The sequence below is a fragment of the Pseudomonas sp. P5_A2_2 genome (assembly GCF_054177685.1).
Map to the genome: position 1 here is coordinate 1 of NZ_JBGCUL010000772.1, position 2,172 is coordinate 2,172.

Here is a 2,172-nt window from a genome sequence, read left to right on the forward strand (position 1 = left end):
GAATGTACGCCGGCCAGTGTAATGCAAGAAGCGGGCGCGGCGTAGTGGGATGGATCAAAGGGGGCTTTTAATCCTGAATGCTCAGCGCAAGCGTTCGGCGAGCCAGACGCCGATGTCGCGAATTTCTTCGGGTAACACTTCGTGACCCATTGGGTACTCCTGCCATGTCACGGTGACACCACGCAGCTTCAAATGCTCGTAGGCGCTGCGTCCCATCGAGTTTTGCACCACATCGTCATACTGGCCGTGCATCGACAGCACCGGAATGCGCTGCTGGCTGGCGGACAGTTGGAGTTCGTCGCTGAAGGTCGGTGCATAAGTAGAAAGGGCAACTACGCCACCCAGTGGTCCCTGCCATTTCAGGAATGCGGTGTGGAACACCACGGCACCGCCCTGGGAAAAACCTGCCAGGAAAATCCGCGAGGCGTCTATTCCGCTGGCGCGCTGCGTCTCAACCAGTTCGATGATCCAGTTGGCCGACTCTTCGAGTTGTTCGCGATTGATTGCGCGCGCCGGGCTCATGGCCAATATGTCGTACCAGCTTGGCATCTCGTAACCGCCATTGATGGTCACGGCGCGGCTCGGTGCCTGGGGCAAAACGAAGCGGGTGCTCAACAGGCTTTCCTGTAGCGCTTCGGCCACCGGCAGGAAGTCATAGCGGTCGGCGCCCAGGCCATGCAGCCAGATGACGCAGGCGTCTGCGGTCTTGACGGGTTCAAGAATCAAGGGGTTGGTCATGGCTGCTCCAATGTTGTGCGTGCGCGCTCATTAAGTGCGTGATCGAAGTGCGCGTCAGGTTGATCCGTTAAGAAGATGTCGCAAGGGTACAAGTTTTGCTATTGACCTGCAGCTGAAGCGCTTTGGCAGGCGGTGTGGTACGGGCTTTGCTATGGAGAAACGGTGCAACACATCTCGCGCCCGGCGGTAACACTATCAGTGTACTGCCGACTGTGGGATAGCAATGAATCCGGTGATGGATGTTCGCCAAGGGCCGCTACGGGGCTTCGCGAACGTGAAAGGGCTACAGCCCGTTCGGCCGATTGGTGAGAAGTGAGTAATCCATGATGTGGATTTTCTCCTACTAGAATCATAGCTAACGTCTTACGTCGGTTGACCCCAAAAAAAGCCAACACGGGTCGACTACGCCTCAAAAGGGTGCGACAGGACTCACGCTCCGACACAACAAGAGCAAAACTGGAGGTTTGAATGAAGATGTTGAAATCCACCCTGGCTATCGTGACTGCAGCCGCGGTACTCGGTGTCAGCGGGTTTGCCCAGGCGGGCGCAACCCTGGATGCAGTAATGAAGAAAGGTTTCGTGCAGTGTGGCGTCAGCGATGGCTTGCCAGGCTTCTCGGTTCCGGATTCCACCGGCAAGATCGTCGGTATCGATGCTGACTACTGCCGTGCAGTAGCGGCGGCTGTCTTCGGCGACGCGACCAAGGTCAAGTTCAGCCAGTTGAACGCCAAGGAGCGCTTCACCGCGCTGCAATCCGGCGAAATCGACATCCTGTCGCGCAACACCACCATGACCAGCTCCCGTGACGCGGGCATGGGCCTGAAATTCCCGGGCTTCATCACCTACTACGACGGCATCGGCTTCCTGGTAAACAACAAGCTGGGCGTCAAGAGCGCCAAGGAACTGGACGGTGCAACCATCTGCATCCAGGCCGGTACCACTACCGAGCTGAACGTTTCCGACTACTTCCGCGGCAACGGCCTGAAATACACCCCGATCACCTTCGACACCTCCGACGAAAGCGCCAAGTCGCTGGAATCCGGTCGTTGCGACGTACTGACCTCGGACAAATCCCAGCTGTTCGCCCAACGCAGCAAGCTGGCTTCGCCGAAGGACTACGTGGTTCTGCCGGAAACCATTTCCAAGGAACCTCTGGGCCCGGTCGTGCGTAATGGCGACGACGAGTGGCTGGCCATCGTGCGCTGGACTGGCTACGCCATGCTCAACGCTGAAGAAGCCGGCGTCACTTCGAAGAACGTCGAAGCCGAAGCCAAGGGCACCAAGAACCCGGACGTTGCCCGTCTGCTGGGTACCGACGGTGAATACGGCAAAGACCTGAAAGTGAAGAAAGACTGGGTCGTGCAGATCGTCAAGCAAGTGGGTAACTACGGCGAAGTGTTCGAGAAAAACCTCGGCAAGGGCACTCCGCTGGAA

Annotated in this window: 2 protein-coding genes; one reads left to right on the forward strand and one right to left on the reverse strand. The window is 57.9% G+C overall.

Annotation, left to right across the window (positions count from 1 at the left end; genetic code table 11):
• Window positions 1-81: 81 nt before the first annotated feature.
• Window positions 82-738: an alpha/beta hydrolase gene (locus ACXRVY_RS25435; RefSeq protein WP_223459866.1), complete on the reverse strand. Its 657-nt coding sequence runs from the start codon at window positions 736-738 to the stop codon at window positions 82-84.
• 468 nt (window positions 739-1,206) lie between these two features.
• On the opposite strand from ACXRVY_RS25435, the gene ACXRVY_RS25440 reads away from it, so the two are divergent.
• On the forward strand, window positions 1,207-2,172 hold a 966-nt coding region (locus ACXRVY_RS25440; protein ID WP_458238573.1), incomplete at its 3' end, for an amino acid ABC transporter substrate-binding protein.